This window comes from Hartmannibacter diazotrophicus, from assembly GCF_900231165.1.
Taxonomy (GTDB): domain Bacteria; phylum Pseudomonadota; class Alphaproteobacteria; order Rhizobiales; family Pleomorphomonadaceae; genus Hartmannibacter; species Hartmannibacter diazotrophicus.
This window is the reverse complement of record NZ_LT960614.1, coordinates 222,082-238,774: the sequence shown is the minus strand read 5'-3', so window position 1 is coordinate 238,774 and position 16,693 is coordinate 222,082. Positions and strand designations below refer to the sequence as shown.

The following is a 16,693-nucleotide window of genomic DNA, read 5'->3' as shown; positions in this document are numbered from 1 at the left end:
GTGGGTCACCGGGTCAAGCCCGGTGATGACGATGGAAAGGCTGAGGCCAATTGCGCCGGTTGCGGGCGACGGCTGGCGCCGCCCGGCTCGACCGCATTATTTGCCCCACTTCAACACCATCGCGTCGAGGCGGGAGGCGAGTTCGATGAGGCCGGCCCTTGTTGCCGGATGCAGCGGGGCGAGCGGCGCGCGGGCGTCCTCGCAGGCGATCACCCCGCCTTCCTTCATCAGCGCCTTGCAGGCGAGCAGACCGCACTGCCGGTTCTCGTAGTTGATCAGCGGCAGCCAGCGCTCATAGGCCTGCATGGCGGCCTCGCGGTCGCCGGCGACATAGGGGTCGAGGATCTGGCGGATGCCGTCCGGATAGCCGCCGCCGGTCATCGCACCTGTCGCGCCGGCGTCGAGGTCGGGCATCAGCGTGATCGCCTCCTCGCCGTCCCACGGGCCTTCGATCGCGGTTCCGCCCAGTTCAATAAGCCGGCGAAGTTTTGCCGCGGCCATCGCGGTCTCGATCTTGAAATAGGAGACCTGCTCGATCTCCTTCGCCATCCTTGCCAGGAATTCCGGCGACAGCGGCGTGCCGGCGACGGGCGCATCCTGGATCATGATCGGGATGGAGATCGCGTCGGAGACGGTGCGGAAGAAGTCGTAGATGCCGGGCTCGCCGACGCGGAAGGTCGCGCCGTGATAGGGCGGCATCACCATCACCATCGCGGCGCCCAGCGCTTCGGCCCTTGCGGAACGCTCGGCGCAAATGCGCGGCGAGAAGTGGCTTGTCGTCACGATGACGGGAACGCGGTCCGCGACATGCTTCAGCACGGTCTCGGCCACGGCGTCGCGCTCGGCGTCGGTCAGCGAGAACTGCTCGGAAAAGTTGGCGAGGATGCAGATGCCGTTGGAGCCGGCGTCGATCATGAAGTCGATGGCCCGGCACTGGCCTTGCAGGTCCAGTTCGCCCCTCGCGTCGAAAATGGTGGGGGCCACCGGGAAAACGCCCTTGTAGCGGGGGCCCTCGGCACTCGTTGTCATCGTTATCCTCGTCTTTCGTGGACTGTCTTGAATGGGATCGGATGCGGTGTCGCCGTCATCAAGGGGAAACGACCCCGCCGAGCCGGCTGCGCCGCTGCGGCAGCGGGCTGACGGCTCCGTGCCGGCGCATGCCGTTCAGGATCACGTCGACCATGGCATCGGCGGCGGCTTCCGGGTTGCCGGCCTCGATCGCATCGACGATGGCGCCATGGGTCTTGAGCACAAGGTCGCGGTCTTCCGGCTCGGCGGGCGCACTGAGCCGGAAGGAGGCCCGCAAGGCGGCCTCGACCACCGCGCCGATGCTGCGCATGAAGGGATTGCCGGATGCGGCCGCGATCTTCAGGTGCAGGTCCAGGTCGGCCTCGGCAAAGGCCAGCGACGTGCTGTCGGCCGCCTCCATCGCCGCAAGGCTCTCGCGCATGGCGGCGACCATCTCCGGCACGCGCCGAAGCGCGGCAAGCTCCGCCGCGCGCGGCTCGACGGCAAGGCGGATGTCGGCAAGGTCGCGCAGGAAGCGCTTGCTGACGCCGGCCTCCAGGTGCCAGGCGATGAGGTCCGGATCGAACATGTTCCAGTCGGCACGCTCGCGCACCCGCGTTCCGACCTTGGCCTTGGCCACGATCAGCCCCTTGGCGGACAGCGTCTTCATGCTTTCGCGCAGCACGGTGCGCGAGACCGAAAACATCGACGACAGCTCGGCATCGCGCGGCAGGAGGCTTCCTTCCGGATATCTGCCGGAAATGATGTCGATGGCGAGCGTGCGAGTGACGCTCACCTGGCTCGACTGGTGCCGGCCTGCCGGAATGACGACGATGGGGCTAGTCATGTCGCCCGCGCCCCCGCGCCGGCCAGAACAGGGCGACGCGCGAGGCGTGTCAGGCCCTGCTGCAGGCCGATGAACACAAAGAGCAGAAGTCCGGTCGCAATCTTCATCCACCAGCTCGACAAGGTTCCATCAAAGGTGATGTAGGTCTGGATCAGACCCTGGATCAGGATGCCGATGAAGGTCCCGAAGATCGTGCCCGAGCCGCCCGTCAGCAGCGTTCCGCCGATGACCACGGCCGCGATCGTATCGAGTTCCACACCGACGGCCGCCAGAGAATAGCCCGCGGCCGTGTAGAAGGAAAAGACGATGCCCGCAAGGCCGGCCAGAACGCTGGACAGCATGTAGACGGCGACCGTCGTCCGGCCGACGCGGACGCCCATCAGCGCCGTCGTCGTGCGGCTGCCGCCGAGCGCATAGACGTTGGTGCCGAAGCGCGTGTAGTGCAGCAGGATGCCGCCGAGAATGAAGACGGCGATCATGATCATCGCGATGATGCGCAGGCGCCCGCCGCCGGGCAGGCGGATGGAGAAGGCGGCGACATCGGCATAGAGCGAGGCGTCGATCGGGACGGACTCGGTCGACATCAGGAAGGCGGCGCCACGCGCCAGGAACATGCCCGCCAGCGTGACGATAAAGGGCGGCATCTCGAACTTGTGGATGATGGCGCCCATCGCCGCGCCGAAGGCGGCGCAAATGAGCAGCAGGAGCGCGAAGGCGAGAAGCGGCGGAACGCCGTTGCCGATGGCGAGCGCCAGAAACACCGTCGAGAAACCGATGACGGAGCCGACCGACAGATCGATGCCGCCGGAAATGATGACGAAGGTCATGCCGACGGCGAGAATGCCGAGGAAGGCATTGTCGGTGAGAAGATTCATGACAACGCGCGTGGAAGCAAAGTTCGGAAACTGCATCGTGCAGTAGGCAAAGCCGAGCAGGAACACGACCGTCGTGACAAGAACGGGGGCAAAGCGGCGCATCAGCGTTTCTCCCGCACGAAATAGCCTCTCATCGCCTCCATTGTCGGCGACTGCAGCAGCAGGACGACAAGGACCACGACGGCCTTGATGACGAGGTTCAGTTCGGGACGCAGGCCGCTCAGGAGGATGCCCGTGTTCATGGCCTGAATGATCAGGGCGCCGAGAACGGCAAGCACGAGACTGAAGCGGCCGCCGAAGAGCGAGGTGCCGCCGATGACGACCGCGAGGATGGCGTCGAGCTCGAGCCAAAGGCCGGCGTTGTTGGCGTCGGCGCCGAGAATGTCGGCCGCCGCGACGATGCCGGCGAGCGCCGCGCAGATGCCGCACCAGACATAGACCGCGATGGTGGTCACGCGGATGTTGATGCCCGACAGGCGGCTTGCCGTCGCGTTGGCGCCGGTCGCCTCGATCAGGAGGCCGAGCGCGGTGCCGCGAACGAGGGCGACGGTGAGGACCAGCATCAGCAGGGTGAGGACGACGGGCGTCGGGATGCCGAGAAGGGAGCCGCCGCCGAACCAGGCAAGGTCCGGCGAGGTGAAGGTCACGATCCGCCCCTCAGTGATGAGCTGCGCGATGCCGCGCCCGGCCACCATGAGGATGAGGGTTGCGACAATCGGCTGGATGCCGAAGACCGCGACGAGGATGCCGTTCCACAGGCCGCAGAGCGCGCCGGCGCCGAGAGCGGCGGCCACGCAAATGAACACGGAGTGGCTGTCGGCAAGGCTCGCGGCAATCGCGCCGCAGATCGCCATCACGGCGCCGACGGACAGATCGATGCCGCGCGTGGCGATGACGAGCACCATGCCGAGCGAGAGCAGCGCCACGGGCGCGCCGCGATTGAAGACGTCGACGAGGCTGCCGAAGAGCCGGCCGTCCTGCAGCCGGATATCGAAGAACTGCGGCGAGACGATCCAGTCGATCATGAGAATCAGCAGGAAGGCGGCGACCTGCGCGGTTCCCGTCCTCGGCAGGCGCAAGGCCATGATCCCTCCCCCCGGCGGCTTTGTCCGGGCATCGATCTGCGTCGACGTCCCTTCGGCATCCTGCATGGTCATGCCACCTTTCGATCCTGATCGCCATCGGCGATGGCCGCGACGACGCCGGTGACCGTGACCGCCTCGCCCTCGAGCACGGCGATATGATTGCGGTCCCTGAGAACAATCACCCGGTCGGCATAGGTGACGATCTCCTCGATCTCGGAGGAGACGACGAGAAGAGCGAGCCCCTCGTCGCAGAGCCTGCGGATCAAGCGGATGATCTCGGCGTGGGCGCCGACATCGATGCCGCGCGTCGGCTCGTCGAGGATCAGCAGGCGGGGCTCGGTGGCGAGCCAGCGCGCCAGCAGGGCCTTCTGCTGATTGCCGCCTGACAGAAGCCCGATCGGGCGTTCCGGATCGGCCGGCCGGATATCGAGCAGCTTGATAAAGCGGTCGGCGATTTCATCCTGCTCGCGGCGGAAAAGCGGATGCAGCCATCCCCGGCGCGCCTGGAGCGCCAGAACGATATTCTCGCGCACGGTCAGATCGGCGACGATGCCCTCGGTCTTGCGCTCCTCCGGACAGAAGCCGAAGCCGAGGCGGATGGCGTCCCGGGGGCTTGCGATGCGCACCACGGCGCCGTCGACCGCGATGCGGCCGGCATCAGCCTTGTCGGCCCCGAAGACGAGGCGGGCGGTCTCCGTGCGCCCGGAGCCGAGAAGACCGGCAAGGCCGACCACTTCGCCGGCTCGCAGGTCAAGGTCGAAGGGCTCGACGAGGCCGCGCTTGCCGACATTCTCGGCCTCAAAGAGCGAAGGACCGGCGCGGGACTGCATCGGTGCCGCCTTTTCGGCTTCCACCTCGGCCAGTTCCCGGCCGAGCATCATCCGGACGAGATCGCCACGCGGCAACTCGGCGACCAACCGCTCGCCGACGAGACAGCCGTTGCGCAGCACAGTGATGCGGTCGCAGATCCGATAGACCTGATCCAGGAAATGCGAGACGAAGACGATGCCGATGCCGCGTTCCCGAAGCTGGCGCATGACGGCGAAGAGGACCTCGACCTCGTGGGCGTCGAGGCTTGCCGTCGGTTCGTCGAGGATCAGCACGCGGGCGGAAAGATCGACGGCGCGGGCGATGGCGGCGATATGCTGGACGGCGACCGAATAGTCGCCGAGCGGCGCCGACACGTCGATGTCGAGGCCGAAGCCTTGCAGCAGTTCACTGGCCCGGCGTCGCATTTCGCGCTCGCGCACGAGGCCGAAGCGGGTCGGCTGGCGACCGAGAAAGAGATTTTGCGCGACCGACAGATTGGGCAGGAGGGCGACCTCCTGATAGACGGTCGCGATGCCGGCCACCAGGGCCTCCTCGGCATTGCTCGGACGGATTTCCTGACCGGCGAGGCGGATCTCGCCGCCATCCGGCGCATGGATGCCGGTCACGGCCTTGATCAGGGTCGACTTGCCGGCGCCGTTTTCGCCGAGCAGCGCATGGATCTCACCCGCCCGAACCGTGAAGTCGACCCGGTCCAGGGCGCGGAAGCTGCCGGCGAAGATTTTCGTCAGGCCCCTGATTTCCAGGAGCGAAGGATGGTCGGAGGAAGGACTGGTCATCACGCACCACGCTCGATCGGCCGGTCGTCATCCCGGATGCCGGGATCGAAGGCCCGGCCAGAGCGAAATCCGGCCGGGCTGTGCTTGGGAGGCGCGATCAGTAACCGAGGCCCTTCTTCTCCTCGTAGACCTTCATCGGATCGTCGGCCTGCGTGTAGAGCTTCGATTCCGTCTGGATCCACTTCGGCGGCACGGTGCCGTCGGCCTTGAACTTCTCCAGGGCATCGAAGGCGGGGCCGGCCATGTTGGGCGTCAGCTCGACAGTGGCATTCGCCTCGCCGGCGGCCAGGGCCTTGAAGATGTCCGGCACAGCATCGACCGAGACGACGAGAATGTCGGTGCCCGGCTTGAGGCCGGCTTCCTTGATCGCCTGGATCGCGCCGACGGCCATGTCGTCGTTGTGGGCATAGAGGGCGCAGATGTTCTTGCCGCCGTCTTCCGCTTTGAGGAAGCTTTCCATCACTTCCTTGCCCTTGGTGCGGGTGAAGTCGCCGGTCTGCGACCGGATGATCTTCAGGTTGTCATGACCGGCGAGAGCCTGCTCGAAGCCCTTCTTGCGGTTGATTGCCGGCGAGGAGCCGGTCGTGCCCTGAAGCTCGACGATGTTGCAGGGCTTGTCGCCGACGTCCTGCACCAGCCAGTCGCCGGCAACCTTGCCTTCGTGCACGGTGTCGGAGGTGACGGCGGTGAGATAAAGGTCGTCGGGGGCGTCAACCGTGCGGTCGAGCAGGATTACCGGAATCTCGGCCTCGTTGGCTTCCTTCAGCACTGCGTCCCAGCCGGTGGCCACGACGGGGGCAAGGAAGATCGCATCAACGCCCTGGGCGATGAAGGACCGGATCGCCTTGATCTGGTTTTCCTGCTTCTGCTGGGCATCGGCGAACTTCAGGTTGATGCCGCGCTGTTCGGCCTGCTGCTTGGTGACGGAGGTTTCCGCCGCGCGCCAGCCGGACTCCGAGCCGATCTGCGAGAAACCGACCGTCAGGTCGGCCGCCATGGCTGGCGTGACAAGACCGACGGCGAGCACGGTCGAACACAGGAACGCTTTCAAATTCATTGGATATCCTCCCCAGGATGGCACCGCCCTTGGTTTCTGACGAACACGGTCGCGGTGATGCGCCATCATTGAGAGAGAGACCTCAAATAGTCAATAGTCATACTATATGATAAGTCATATTATATTATCGCTATGTGACGAAAATCCTTGCGCGTCAACGACCTGCGATTGAATGACCCGGAAAGGCGGAAACAGGCGTTTTCGGCTGCCCACCGGAGGAGGGCGCGCGCAGGTTCGGTTCCCGGCACGGCGGGACATGACCGCAGGCGTCCGCAGGGTGCGAAGACAGAACGACCTGATGACGGAGAGAGGAGCGACGGGGCTCAGGCGAGAAGCTGGCCGCCGTTCACGTCGATGCTTTGGCCGGTGATGTAGCCGCTGAGGTCGCCGGAGAGCAGGAAGAGATAGGCGCCGACGCAGTCGTCCGGCGTTCCGAGCCGTCCGAGCGGGATGGCCTTGGCCGTCGCGGCCAGCTTTTCCGGCGAGGAGTAGCGCTGGTGGAACGCAGTATCGATGGTGCCGGGAGCGACCGAATTGACCCGGATGCCGCGCGGTCCGAGTTCCTTGGCAAGGCTGCGGGTGTAGGTCGCGACAAAGGCCTTGGCGGAACTGTAAAGCGACGAGCCGGCGCTGCCGCCGGTCCGGGCGGAAATGGAGGTCGTGTTGACGATCGATGCGCCCTCGCCCATGCCCGGCAGCAGGGCCCGCGTCAGCAGCACCACGGAGCGGGCATTGAGGTCGACGACCTTCTCGTAGGCCGCGAGATCCGTCTCTTCGGCCGGAATGCGGCCGATCATGGTCCCGGCGTTGTTGACGAGGCCATCGATGCGCCCGACGCGGGAAAAGATCGCCTCGGCAAGCCGCTCGGCCTCGCCGGCGTCGGCAAGGTCGGCTTCAAGGATGGTGAGACGGTCGCGATGGGCATCCGGCAGGCCCGTGACGAGATCATCGTCATCGGCCGGCGGCTTGCGTCCCGCATGGGCGACGACCGTTGCGCCAAGCGCCAGGAGTTCGCGGGCGACAGCCGCGCCGATGCCCCTTGCCGCTCCCGTCACGACGATGGTGCGACCGTCAAACAGATCGGGGGCGAAGGCGTTCATGATCGTCTGTCCAGTTCAAGGGGGCCGAAAGGGATCTGCTGCCGCAATCCATCCGCACGGCGAATCTGTATTTCGGCGGCATAGTTGCATGACAGCCAAGGCAAGGAAACGCTGAAGGCGAGCCTGGCGGACCAAGGCATCCGGAGGCACGATTGGCTTGCCGGCACCGGTTGGCAGGCCCGTAAAATGCCTATACATATTTTGCCAGCAAGCGAGTCCCACCGTCCCGAAAGGACCGACGTGCCGTCTTCGAGTGCCCGTCAAAGGCGTCTGCCATTGTCATCTTCCGTCGGCACAAGCTCAGTCGGTTCCATGAGCCCGCCTGTTTCCCTGCACCAGCGCATCCGGGGCGATCTGGAGGCCCTCATCCTCTCCGGCGACTGGGCACCGGGACAGCGCGTTCCCGCCGAGCACGAGCTGATGGCCAGCTACGGCTGCTCGCGGATGACGGTCAACAAGGTTCTCACGGAACTCGCCTCGCGCGGCCTCGTGGAACGGCGTCGCCGCGCCGGCACCTTCGTCGCCCGCCCGCGCCCGCCGTCAGCCCTTCTGCAGATCCCCGACGTCCAGGCCGACATCCTGGCGCTCGGCCATGCCTACGGCCTGCGCCTTCTCGAACGCGAGCAGCGCGAGAGCAACGCGGAGGACAAGGCCCGGCTCGGCGTCGACACGCCACGCCCCGTCCTGGCGATCCGATGCCTGCACCAGGCCGATGGCCGGCCCTTCGCCCTCGAAGACCGCCTGATCGATCTTTCCACCGTGCCCATGGCCGCAAGGGAAAGCTTCGAGGACGAGCCGCCCGGCACCTGGCTCTTGCACCACGTGCCGTGGAGCGAGGCCGAACACCGGATCTGGGCGCTCAACACAGACCCTCAGACCGCGCGCCTTCTCGATCTTCCCGCCGGTGCGGCCTGCCTTGCGCTCGGGCGCCAGACGTGGAGAAATGGGGCTCCGGTGACCGAGGCGACGACCGTCTACCCGGCCGGCGGATACCAGCTTGCCGCACGGTTCCAGCCGGGTCACTCGCGCGAAAACGCCTAAGGATCGTGCCTGAGCATTTTTTCGGCATCATCAGATTGACAATCGGGTCAAAGCACGATCCATTTTGTCTAGGCAATTAAGCCCGCCCGCGCCGGCAAATGGCCGCGCAACCAACAAGCAACAGATGGGGATGCAGCGACATGTTCCTGAAGTCCGTTCTTACCGCAGCCGTCTCGGTCGCCCTGATGGTGGCCGCCAGTGCCGGCGCCCATGCCGAGGATATCCTGGCCAAGGTCAAGGCCGACGGCGTTCTGAAGGTCGGCACGGAAACCGCCTTCGCACCCTTCGACTTCATCAATGACTCCGGCGAGCACGTCGGTCTCAACGTCGACGTCTTCGCCGAGATCGGCAAGGAACTCGGCGTCAAGATCGAGTGGGTGACCCTGCCGTGGGACGGCGTCCTGCCGGGCCTTGAGAGCGGCAAGTTCGACATGGTGGCGGGTCCCGCCACCATCACCAACGCCCGCATGGAGCGCTACCGCTTCTCCTCGCCGGTCGCCGAGGCCACCGTCGCCCTGCTCAAGAAGGCCGGCGACGACAGCATCATGAAGCCCGAGGATGTCGCCGGAAAGGCCGTCGGCAGCGGCAAGGCGACGGCCCAGCTCGCCCAGCTCGAGGAATTCTCCAAGACCCTGCCGACGCCGGTCGACGCGCAGGAGTTCGTCAGCTTCAACGAGGCCTATGCGGCGCTTGCCTCCGGCCGCGTCGTCGCGGTGGCGAATTCCTATCCGAACATCGCCTATGTCGCCCAGCAGCAGTCCGACACCTTCGCGCTCGTCGAGCCACCCTTCGGCGTCAAGACCTACTTCGGCTTCCCCGGCCGCAAGGACGCGGAGTACGCCAGCCTGATGGATGCCGTCGACGAGGCGCTCCTGAAGATGAAGTCCGACGGCCGCATGGCCGAGATGCAGAAGAAGTGGTTCGGCGTCGCCTTCGATACGCCCGAGAAGATCACCGAAGCCGCCTTCTGATATCTGACGCTCGACACGCCGCCTGATCGACGGGCGCACTGACCTCTCCCCTCCCCGCCTTTCGGCTCCCGCCGAGGCCGGGAGGGGATAACCGCCGCGACGCTCGCGGTTGCCGTCTCAAACCGCGATTGCCCGGAAACCACCCGCCGATGTCCTGGAAGCTGTTCTGGCTGCTCGTCGAAGCCGCCCGGTTGACGGTTCTCTACAGCGCCATTTCCATTTCCATCGGATTCGTCATTTCCGCTGCCATCTGCTCGGCGGTGATGTCGTCGAACCGATCGCTTTCCCTCATCGGCAGGCTCTACATCAGCTTCTTCCGCGGCACGCCGCTGCTGGTGCAGCTTCTCCTGATCTATTACCTCCTGCCCAGCATCGGTCTCGACGTGCCAAGCGATGTCGCCGCGATTGCCGGCATGGCCTTCTGCACCTCGTCCTACCAGGCCGAAATCCTGCGCGGCGGTTTCGCCGGCGTGCCGAAGGGCATGGTGGAAGCGGCCGACATCTGCGGCTTTTCCCGCTACGACACCTTCCGCCGCATCCGCCTGCCGATCGCCGTCAAGCTCACCATGCCGGCGCTGATCAGCGAGGCGATCATGATGCTGAAATCGTCATCGCTCGTCTCCGTGGTCGGCGTGATCGAACTCACCCGCATGGCGCAGAACCTTGCCGCCAGCACCTACAAGCCGCTGCAGATCTACACCGCCGCCGGCGCCATCTATCTCGCCATCAACATCGTCGTGGCCATCTTCGGCAGCAGGCTGGAAAAGCGGATGAGCTGGGGGCGCCTCTGATGAGCTTCAACGTCGATCTCGTCGTCTCCTTCCTGCCGACCATCCTCAGCGCGCTGGGCGTGACCTTCCTGCTCTGGGTCGCAGGCTCCGGGCTCGGGCTCATCGTCGGCTTCCTCGTCGCCGTCGCCCGCCGCTACGGGCCGAGGCCGGTCAACTACCTTCTGATGCTGCCGGTCGAGGTCATCCGCGGCACGCCGTCGCTCGTGCAGATCTTCCTGCTCTACTACGGCGGACCCTATATCGGCCTCTCGCTGGACAAGGTGACGGCCGGCATCGTCGCGCTCACCATCTATGGCGCCGCCTACTATTCCGAACTCTGGCGCACCGGCTTCGAGGCGATCCCGAAGGGCCATGTGGAGGCGGCGGACTGCGTCGGCCTGTCGAAAACCCAGACCATGCGCCGGATCATCCTGCCCGAGATGACCATGCTCATCCTGCCCTCGATGGTGAACATGACCATCCTGATGCTGAAGGAGACGGCGATCCTCTCCATTATTTCGGTGCCGGAACTGACGCTCGCCGTCAGCGCGATCGGCACGCAATATTACGCTTTCGTGGAAAGTTTCACGATCCTGGCCCTGCTCTACTGGGCGCTGGTGGAAGCCTGCAGCGCCGCTGGGCGCTATGCCGAGGCCCGCCTCTCCAAATACCGGTTCTCCGCGTCATGAGTTCATCCCCCGCCATCAAGGTCGATAGTCTCGTCAAGCGCTTCGGCGACACCACGGTGCTGAACGGCATCGATCTGGAGGTGCCGCGCGGCGAGGTGACCTGCCTCATCGGCCCCTCAGGGTCCGGCAAGTCGACGCTGCTGCGCTGCATCGCCTTCCTCGAAGAAGCCTCCGACGGCTTCATCGAGATCGACGGCGAGCCGCTCGGCTTTGCCCTCGGCCCCTCCGGCGAGCGCATGCGCCTGCCCGCAGGTGCAATCCGAAGCGTGCGCAGCCGCATCGGCATGGTCTTCCAGCAGTTCAATCTCTGGCCGCACATGACCGCCCTCGGCAACGTCTCCGAGGCGCTCGTCACCGTGCGCGGCATGAAGCGCAAGCAGGCCGAGGAACGCGCCATGGCCGAACTGGAGAAGGTCGGCCTCGGCCAGCGCGCGAGCCACTATCCCTCGGAGCTTTCCGGCGGACAGCAGCAGCGCGTCGCCATCGCCCGCTCTCTGGCGCTGGAGCCGCGCATCATGCTCTTCGACGAGCCGACGTCGTCGCTCGATCCCGAACTCACCGGCGAGGTGCTGAACGTGATGCGCGACCTTGCCAAGACCGGCATGACCATGCTGGTCGTCACGCACGAGATCGGCTTTGCCGCCTCTGTCGGGGCCAAGATCGTCTTCCTCGATCACGGCAAGCTGCTCGTCGAGGGCGGGCCGCAGGAGGTGTTCGGCAAGCCGCGCCATCCGCGTATCGAGCAGTTCCTCGACACCTATCTCGACCGGGGCGCCGCGACGCTGCTGTAACGAGGGAAGGACTGCCAATGGCCAACGCTGAGACCGTCATTCAGGACCCGACCGCCATTCTGCCAAGCGACGACGACATCGCCGCGTTCCAGCGCGACGGGGCCATCGTGCTTCGCGGCGTTTTTTCCGACTGGATCGCGCCGCTGGCCGCCGGGATGGAAACACTGATGGCGCACCCCAGCCCGCGCGAGCGGTCCTACAAGCCCAAGGACGGCGGCGCGCCCTTCTTCCAGGATCTGTGCAACTGGCAGGACATTCCCGAATTCAGGGATTTCGTCCTCGGCTCGCCGGCCGGGGCCATTGCCGCGCATCTGATGGGTTCAAAAAAGGGTCGCTTCTTTCACGATCACGTGCTGGTCAAGGAACCCGGCAATTCGATGGTCACGCCCTGGCATCAGGACATGCCCTATTACTGCGTCGGCGGCGCGCAGTCGGTGAGCTTCTGGGTCCCGCTCGATCCGGTCTCGCGCGAGACGACACTCGAATGCGTCGCCGGAACGCATGTAAGCGGCCTCGACCATCGCCCGGAACGCTTCGACGGCACGGCGCTTTACGAGAACGACACCCGTGCGCCCGTGCCCGATGTCGATGGCAATCGCGACGCCTACACCATTCTCGGCTGGGCGCTGGAGCCGGGCGATGCGGTCGCCTTCAACTTCCGCACCCTGCATGGCGCGCCGGCCAACACGTCGACGCGCCGCCGCCGGGTCTTCTCGGCCCGTTGGGTCGGCGACGATGCGGTCTTCATCGATCGCGGCGGCAAGGGCTCGCCGCCCTTCTCGCACCTGACCCTGAAGACCGGAGAGCCGCTGGAAGGGCCGGACTTCCCGGTCGTCTACGAGCGGGCCTGACGTCCATCGACGCCATGCCCGCAAGGCCCGGAGCCGGCATCGCCGATCTCCGGGTAGCTTATCCAGCTCATTTGCCGGTAACGAAGGCAGCCAGGTTGCCGAGGTGCTGGTAGCCGAGTTCGATGGCCCCGAAGCCGGCGGCGCGCCTGCGCTCGTTCGGATCGGCAAAGACCATGTGATGGGTGATTTCCGTGCCGCCGTCGACGGACTTGAAGGTCGTCGTCGCCCGGAACATATGCGGCCCGGTGCCCGAGCCGTCATCGTGGTCGTAGACGATCTTCTCATTCTCGACGATCTCGCGGAAGATCGAGCGGTTGGGATGGTCCGTGCCGTCCGGGCCATGCATCGTGTGCACCCATTCGCCGCCGACCCGGAACTCGAACTTTTTCGCCGTCGTGGTGAAGCCGTCCGGCCCCCACCAGGCGGAAATGCGGTCGACGTCGTTGAAGGCCGACCAGACGAGGGCGACCGGCGCCGCGATGAAGCGGGTCATGACGATGTCGCGAGCCTGTTCGCCCGTAAAATCCGTTGCCGCCAGTTCCGCGAGCTTGTCGAGACATGCGGCCCAACCGGCTCGCATCCCCGTTTCGAGGAAGGCGTGACGGTCGCCAGCAGTGGCGAAGGTGGACGTGATCGTCACCAGAGTTCCACCCGGCACATCGCTGAACTCGACGGTGGCCACCGGCGGTTCGAGCGGCGTGCCGACGGGCACGCCGCGATGGCCAGCCAGCATGTCGTGCCAGGACTTCGGGTGGTCGTCCATCTCGTTGGTGTAGCGCAGACGGCGCTCGGGCTCGACCTCCAGATAGGTGCCGGTGTTCGGATAGTCGGTTCCGTCCGGGCCGCGCATGACGATCTTCAGGCGGCCGCCGGGACGAACGTCAAGCTCGCAGACCGGAACGTCGAAGCCGCGCGGACCGAACCAACTGGAAAGGATCTCGGGATCGGTGAAGGCACGATAAACGAGCGCGCGCGGCGCAGCGAACGTTCGGCTGATCACCACGGTACGGTCACTGCCAGGATCAGGCTTTGCTGCCGTCATCATCACTCACTCCCTGTTGAATCTTCCTCAGATAATCCTCAAGGCGGTCGAGACGCGCCTCCCAGACGCGTCGATACTCGTCGAGCCAGGCGTCCACGGCCTTCAGCGGTTCGGGCTCCAGCTTGCAAGGCCGCCACTGCGCCTCGCGGCTGCGGCTGATCAGGCCCGCATGCTCCAGGACCTTCAGGTGCTTGGAGACGGCCGGCATCGACATCTCGAAAGGCTCGGCAAGCTCCGAGACCGAGGCCTCCCCCCTGGACAAACGCGCGAGGATTGCACGGCGCGTCGGATCGGCGAGCGCGGCGAAGGTGGCACTGAGGGGATCGGCCTGCATTATTTAACCAGTCAGTTATTTAACTAATAGGCTAATTAAGGCCAACGGTTCCGGTTGTCAAGGCTTTCGACCTTTCCCCTCCCGATTGCGCGGGTCTGATTGATCAATGTCATGTCGGAACGCTGCCGGATGCGGCACCATCGGGCCGGACATGAGGGGGGCGCCGATGAAAAGGCGAGGTTTTCTGATCGGGGCTGCCGGCATAGCGACGCTTGGCGTTTCCGGCGCATGGGCTTGGCGCACGGCGACAGGGTCCATGTCCGCCTATCGGCGTTATGCCGCTGGCCTGCGCGCACCGCTCCCGCGCGACCCGGCGCCGTCCGATCTCGTCAGGTATGCGGCGCTCGCCGCCAACGGCCACAACACGCAACCCTGGTCATTTGCCGTCCTGCCGGGCGAGATCCGAATCCGGCCGGATTTTTTGCGCTCGACGCCCGCCGTCGACCCGGATGACCATCATCTCTTCGTCAGCCTCGGGTGCGCGGCCGAGAACCTTCGCATCGCCGCAGAGGCGACCGGCCACCCGGGCGAGATCGCGATCGAGGAGACAGGCGCCATCCGCTATGTCTTTTCGAATGGCGCTTCGAGGCCCGATCCACTCTTCGACGCCATTCCCCGGCGACAGTCGACCCGCGCCGACTTCAGCGGAACACCGGTTTCCGCCGCCGACCTGAAGACCCTCGCCGAAGCAGCCGAGACGCCCGGCGTCGATCTCGCCATTCTCACCGATCGCCCGGCGATCGACAGGGTCCGGGACCTGGTCCTTGCCGGCAACGACGAGCAGATGGCCGATCCGGCCTTCATGGCCGAACTGAGGACATGGCTGCGCTTCAATCCCGCCGACGCGCTCGCCCGGGGTGACGGGCTTTTCGCGGCTTCCAGCGGCAATCCGGTCTTGCCGGACCTGCTCGCGGCTCCAGCCTTCGACCTCTTCTTCACGGCAAAGGCGGAGCGGCAAAAATACGCGCGCCAGATCGACACCTCGCCAGGGATCGCGGTCTTCACCGGCGAACGGGAAGACAGGGTGCACTGGGTCGCGGTCGGCCGCGCCTGCCAGCGCTTCGCGCTTGCGGCCACGAGCCTTGGCCTGTGCACGTCCTTCATCAACCAGCCGGTCGAGGTTGCCGCTCTGCGGCCTGACCTCGCGGCGATCGCGGGTGTCGCCGGACGGCGCCCGGACATCGTGATGCGCTTCGGGCGAGGACCACAACTTCCCTTTTCGCCGCGCCGCCCCGTGGAGAGCCTCTTGACATGATGCCCGTCTTTCCCGCCCCGCAGCCCGGTCGACAGGACGCCGTCGCCGGCCCGCTCCGTCACGCGCGACCAAAGGACCACGTGACTTTGCCTTGCTTCCCCGGCTATGAGCCTTGACCATTCGCAGATGCGAGATCGCCGGTGTATGAAGGAACCGACGATCGGGGGAGGCAGCCAATGACCAAGACGAATGCGGGGACCAAGACGAACGCGGGCAATTTCTTCGAGGATTTCAAGATCGGGCAGGTCATCCGCCACGCGACGCCGCGCACGGTGACCGCCGGCGACGTGGCGCTCTACCAGGGCCTCTTCGGCAGCCGCTTCGCGGTACAGTCCTCTGACGCCTTCGCCCAGGCCATCGGCTATGACCGCAGCCCCATCGACGACCTGCTCGCCTTCCACATCGTCTTCGGCAAGACGGTGCCGGACGTCTCCCTCAACGCCATCGCCAATCTTGGCTATGCCGGCTGCCGCTTCCTCAGCCCCGTCTTCGTCGGCGACACGCTCTCCACCGTCTCCGAGGTCATCGGCCTTCGGGAGAATTCCAACGGCAAGACCGGCGTCGTCTACGTGCGCTCGACCGGCTACACGGCGGACGGCACCGAGGTGATCGACTATGTGCGCTGGGTGATGGTGCGAAAGCGCGATGAGAGCGCGCCGGCGCCCGAACCCGTGGTGCCGACGCTGCCGAAGGCGCTTCCCGCTGATGCGCTCGGCGACGCGGTGCCCCTGCTCGACACCGGCGAGTGGGACAACGACCTTGCCGGCAGCCCGCATCGCTTTGGCGACTACACGGTCGGCGAACGCATCGACCATGTCGACGGCATGACGATCGAGGAAGCCGAGCACCAGATCGCCACCCGCCTCTACCAGAACACGGCCAAGGTCCACTTCAACCAGTTCTACGAGGCACAGGGCCGCAACGGCCGGCGCATCGTCTACGGCGGCTACGTCATCTCGCTCGCCCGGGCTCTCACCTTCAACGGCCTCGGCAACGCCTTCCATATCGCGGCGATCAACGGCGGCCGGCACGTCAACCCGACCTTCGCCCACGACACGATCTTCGCCTGGTCGGAGATCCTGGAGGCGGGAGAGATCCCCGGCCGCAGCGACGTCGGCGCCCTTCGCGTGCGGACCATCGCGACGAAGAACCGTCCGTGTGACGACTTCCCCGGCGCAGACGTTTCCGGCCCGGCGGATCCCTCGGTCGTGCTGGAACTCGATTACTGGGTTCTCTTGCCGCGCTGAACCTGCGCGCCAAATTCCCAGAATAGGGACGTTGATGACGACTCACTGCATAGATGACGTTTACGTAACGTCATCTTGTTTACCGCATCGAAACGATCTTTCGACGCTATTATGTGCTTGCAG

Annotated in this window: 17 protein-coding genes; 8 read left to right on the top strand and 9 right to left on the bottom strand. The window is 65.7% G+C overall.

Annotated features, from left to right (window positions below; genetic code table 11):
* Nucleotides 1-96: 96 nt before the first annotated feature.
* The 7 genes from HDIA_RS01070 to HDIA_RS01040 form a co-directional block, all read right to left on the bottom strand.
* On the bottom strand, nucleotides 97-1,029 hold the full coding sequence (locus tag HDIA_RS01070) for a dihydrodipicolinate synthase family protein (protein ID WP_099553581.1): 933 nt from the start codon (nucleotides 1,027-1,029) through the stop codon (nucleotides 97-99).
* Nucleotides 1,030-1,087: 58 nt separating this feature from the next.
* On the bottom strand, nucleotides 1,088-1,855 hold the full coding sequence (locus HDIA_RS01065; protein WP_099553579.1) for a FadR/GntR family transcriptional regulator: 768 nt from the start codon (nucleotides 1,853-1,855) through the stop codon (nucleotides 1,088-1,090).
* The gene (gene yjfF, locus HDIA_RS01060; protein WP_099553577.1) at nucleotides 1,852-2,832 is read right to left on the bottom strand and encodes a galactofuranose ABC transporter, permease protein YjfF; all 981 of its coding nucleotides are present in this window, start codon (nucleotides 2,830-2,832) and stop codon (nucleotides 1,852-1,854) included. Before yjfF ends, HDIA_RS01065 begins: the two co-directional genes overlap by 4 nt.
* Nucleotides 2,832-3,815 (bottom strand): ABC transporter permease, encoded by a 984-nt coding sequence (locus HDIA_RS01055; protein WP_099558629.1) that lies wholly within the window; start codon nucleotides 3,813-3,815, stop codon nucleotides 2,832-2,834. The genes yjfF and HDIA_RS01055 overlap by 1 nt, the downstream gene beginning before the upstream one ends.
* Before the next feature lie 68 nt (nucleotides 3,816-3,883).
* Nucleotides 3,884-5,422 carry a sugar ABC transporter ATP-binding protein gene (locus tag HDIA_RS01050; RefSeq protein ID WP_099553575.1) on the bottom strand — a complete coding sequence of 513 codons (1,539 nt, stop codon included), beginning with the start codon at nucleotides 5,420-5,422 and terminating at the stop codon, nucleotides 3,884-3,886.
* 97 nt (nucleotides 5,423-5,519) lie between these two features.
* Nucleotides 5,520-6,479 (bottom strand): galactofuranose ABC transporter, galactofuranose-binding protein YtfQ, encoded by a 960-nt coding sequence (ytfQ, locus tag HDIA_RS01045; protein ID WP_099553573.1) that lies wholly within the window; start codon nucleotides 6,477-6,479, stop codon nucleotides 5,520-5,522.
* A 323-nt stretch (nucleotides 6,480-6,802) separates the two neighbouring features.
* Nucleotides 6,803-7,579: an SDR family NAD(P)-dependent oxidoreductase gene (locus HDIA_RS01040; protein WP_099553572.1), complete on the bottom strand. Its 777-nt coding sequence runs from the start codon at nucleotides 7,577-7,579 to the stop codon at nucleotides 6,803-6,805.
* A gap of 312 nt (nucleotides 7,580-7,891) precedes the next feature.
* Between HDIA_RS01040 and hutC the strand changes: the two genes are divergently transcribed.
* The 6 genes from hutC to HDIA_RS01010 all read left to right on the top strand — a co-directional run bounded on the left by hutC (nucleotide 7,892) and on the right by HDIA_RS01010 (nucleotide 12,692).
* Nucleotides 7,892-8,620 carry a histidine utilization transcriptional repressor HutC gene (hutC, locus tag HDIA_RS01035; RefSeq protein ID WP_099553570.1) on the top strand — a complete coding sequence of 243 codons (729 nt, stop codon included), beginning with the start codon at nucleotides 7,892-7,894 and terminating at the stop codon, nucleotides 8,618-8,620.
* A gap of 140 nt (nucleotides 8,621-8,760) precedes the next feature.
* Nucleotides 8,761-9,591, top strand: a complete 831-nt coding sequence (locus HDIA_RS01030; protein ID WP_099553568.1) for a transporter substrate-binding domain-containing protein — start codon at nucleotides 8,761-8,763, stop codon at nucleotides 9,589-9,591.
* Nucleotides 9,592-9,740: 149 nt separating this feature from the next.
* On the top strand, nucleotides 9,741-10,382 hold the full coding sequence (locus tag HDIA_RS01025) for an amino acid ABC transporter permease (RefSeq protein ID WP_099553566.1): 642 nt from the start codon (nucleotides 9,741-9,743) through the stop codon (nucleotides 10,380-10,382).
* A complete protein-coding gene (locus HDIA_RS01020; protein WP_099553564.1) occupies nucleotides 10,382-11,050 on the top strand; it encodes an amino acid ABC transporter permease in 669 nt (222 codons plus the stop codon). Before HDIA_RS01025 ends, HDIA_RS01020 begins: the two co-directional genes overlap by 1 nt.
* Nucleotides 11,047-11,841: an amino acid ABC transporter ATP-binding protein gene (locus tag HDIA_RS01015; RefSeq protein ID WP_099553562.1), complete on the top strand. Its 795-nt coding sequence runs from the start codon at nucleotides 11,047-11,049 to the stop codon at nucleotides 11,839-11,841. The genes HDIA_RS01020 and HDIA_RS01015 overlap by 4 nt, the downstream gene beginning before the upstream one ends.
* Before the next feature lie 17 nt (nucleotides 11,842-11,858).
* Nucleotides 11,859-12,692 carry a phytanoyl-CoA dioxygenase family protein gene (locus HDIA_RS01010; RefSeq protein ID WP_099553560.1) on the top strand — a complete coding sequence of 278 codons (834 nt, stop codon included), beginning with the start codon at nucleotides 11,859-11,861 and terminating at the stop codon, nucleotides 12,690-12,692.
* 67 nt (nucleotides 12,693-12,759) lie between these two features.
* On the opposite strand, the gene HDIA_RS01005 is transcribed toward HDIA_RS01010, so the two are convergent.
* Nucleotides 12,760-13,737 carry an SRPBCC family protein gene (locus tag HDIA_RS01005; RefSeq protein WP_099553558.1) on the bottom strand — a complete coding sequence of 326 codons (978 nt, stop codon included), beginning with the start codon at nucleotides 13,735-13,737 and terminating at the stop codon, nucleotides 12,760-12,762.
* Nucleotides 13,715-14,068 (bottom strand): ArsR/SmtB family transcription factor, encoded by a 354-nt coding sequence (locus tag HDIA_RS01000; RefSeq protein WP_099553556.1) that lies wholly within the window; start codon nucleotides 14,066-14,068, stop codon nucleotides 13,715-13,717. Before HDIA_RS01000 ends, HDIA_RS01005 begins: the two co-directional genes overlap by 23 nt.
* A gap of 166 nt (nucleotides 14,069-14,234) precedes the next feature.
* On the opposite strand from HDIA_RS01000, the gene HDIA_RS00995 reads away from it, so the two are divergent.
* Nucleotides 14,235-15,323 (top strand): Acg family FMN-binding oxidoreductase, encoded by a 1,089-nt coding sequence (locus HDIA_RS00995; RefSeq protein WP_099553555.1) that lies wholly within the window; start codon nucleotides 14,235-14,237, stop codon nucleotides 15,321-15,323.
* Nucleotides 15,324-15,499: 176 nt separating this feature from the next.
* Nucleotides 15,500-16,570, top strand: a complete 1,071-nt coding sequence (locus HDIA_RS00990) for a MaoC family dehydratase (protein ID WP_099553553.1) — start codon at nucleotides 15,500-15,502, stop codon at nucleotides 16,568-16,570.
* Nucleotides 16,571-16,693 lie beyond the last annotated feature (123 nt).

Coding starts and splice junctions, on each gene's coding strand:
- HDIA_RS01065 (WP_099553579.1), bottom strand. CDS start 1,855: ATGACTAGCCCCATCGTCGTCATTCCGGCAGGCCGGCACCAGTCGAGC.
- HDIA_RS01010 (WP_099553560.1), top strand. CDS start 11,859: ATGGCCAACGCTGAGACCGTCATTCAGGACCCGACCGCCATTCTGCCA.
- HDIA_RS01050 (WP_099553575.1), bottom strand. CDS start 5,422: ATGACCAGTCCTTCCTCCGACCATCCTTCGCTCCTGGAAATCAGGGGC.
- HDIA_RS01000 (WP_099553556.1), bottom strand. CDS start 14,068: ATGCAGGCCGATCCCCTCAGTGCCACCTTCGCCGCGCTCGCCGATCCG.
- yjfF (WP_099553577.1), bottom strand. CDS start 2,832: ATGCGCCGCTTTGCCCCCGTTCTTGTCACGACGGTCGTGTTCCTGCTC.
- HDIA_RS01025 (WP_099553566.1), top strand. CDS start 9,741: ATGTCCTGGAAGCTGTTCTGGCTGCTCGTCGAAGCCGCCCGGTTGACG.
- HDIA_RS01015 (WP_099553562.1), top strand. CDS start 11,047: ATGAGTTCATCCCCCGCCATCAAGGTCGATAGTCTCGTCAAGCGCTTC.
- HDIA_RS01005 (WP_099553558.1), bottom strand. CDS start 13,737: ATGATGACGGCAGCAAAGCCTGATCCTGGCAGTGACCGTACCGTGGTG.
- HDIA_RS01040 (WP_099553572.1), bottom strand. CDS start 7,579: ATGAACGCCTTCGCCCCCGATCTGTTTGACGGTCGCACCATCGTCGTG.
- HDIA_RS00995 (WP_099553555.1), top strand. CDS start 14,235: ATGAAAAGGCGAGGTTTTCTGATCGGGGCTGCCGGCATAGCGACGCTT.
- HDIA_RS01070 (WP_099553581.1), bottom strand. CDS start 1,029: ATGACAACGAGTGCCGAGGGCCCCCGCTACAAGGGCGTTTTCCCGGTG.
- HDIA_RS01055 (WP_099558629.1), bottom strand. CDS start 3,815: ATGGCCTTGCGCCTGCCGAGGACGGGAACCGCGCAGGTCGCCGCCTTC.
- hutC (WP_099553570.1), top strand. CDS start 7,892: ATGAGCCCGCCTGTTTCCCTGCACCAGCGCATCCGGGGCGATCTGGAG.
- HDIA_RS00990 (WP_099553553.1), top strand. CDS start 15,500: ATGACCAAGACGAATGCGGGGACCAAGACGAACGCGGGCAATTTCTTC.
- HDIA_RS01030 (WP_099553568.1), top strand. CDS start 8,761: ATGTTCCTGAAGTCCGTTCTTACCGCAGCCGTCTCGGTCGCCCTGATG.
- ytfQ (WP_099553573.1), bottom strand. CDS start 6,479: ATGAATTTGAAAGCGTTCCTGTGTTCGACCGTGCTCGCCGTCGGTCTT.
- HDIA_RS01020 (WP_099553564.1), top strand. CDS start 10,382: ATGAGCTTCAACGTCGATCTCGTCGTCTCCTTCCTGCCGACCATCCTC.